Source organism: Pseudomonas sp. P1.31 (assembly GCF_001269815.1).
Taxonomy (GTDB): domain Bacteria; phylum Pseudomonadota; class Gammaproteobacteria; order Pseudomonadales; family Pseudomonadaceae; genus Aquipseudomonas; species Aquipseudomonas rustica.
In genome coordinates this window covers 1-562 of the sequence record NZ_LHVN01000048.1, presented here as the reverse complement: position 1 = coordinate 562, position 562 = coordinate 1, and the positions used below count along the sequence as shown (strand labels likewise).

Genomic DNA, 562 nt, shown 5'->3' with positions numbered 1-562 from the left:
AACCACCAGAGAATCCCCAACGCCGTTGCACCCAATTGCGCGACGCGGTCATCGGCGAACAGCGGGGCTTGCAGCGGGCTGACACCGGCATTGATCACCAGTGCGGAGAAGGCCAGAAACAGCGCCAGCCGCACAGCCACTCTTGGCGCACGATGGGTGAACGGCGTGAAGTGCCAGAGCACCGCGTCGAGCAGCAGCAGGGCGGCGCTCAGGGACAGCAGATGGGTGAGGAGGAAGGACATGGCAATCTCCGGAGCTGCACCAGTGTTGAAGAAGTTTTTGGTGGGGAGGAGGTTTTTGTGGCGAGGACTTGGGCTCAGTTCAGATGAGTCTTCAACTCAGCCGCCGCCTGACGCACCGCTGCCTTCACCTCAGGAATCTGGCTCAGCGGGTTGAGCAAACCAAAGTCATGGATCATCCCGTTGTAACGCACCGAGGTCACCGCCACGCCGGCCGCATCGAGGTGCCGCGCATAGCCTTCGCCTTCATCACGCAGCACGTCGAACTCGGCGGTCTGCACCAGTGCAGCAGGCAAGCCTTTGAGCTGTTCGGCGCTGGCGTT

1 protein-coding gene and 1 pseudogene are annotated in these 562 nt (G+C 61.9%); both read right to left on the bottom strand.

Annotation, left to right across the window (positions count from 1 at the left end; all coding sequences use genetic code 11):
• A pseudogene (locus AD669_RS27840) lies at positions 1-242 on the bottom strand (mechanosensitive ion channel protein MscS); the annotation flags it as partial.
• 74 nt (positions 243-316) lie between these two features.
• On the bottom strand, positions 317-562 hold a 246-nt coding region (locus tag AD669_RS27835), incomplete at its 5' end, for an alpha/beta hydrolase fold domain-containing protein (protein ID WP_156316198.1).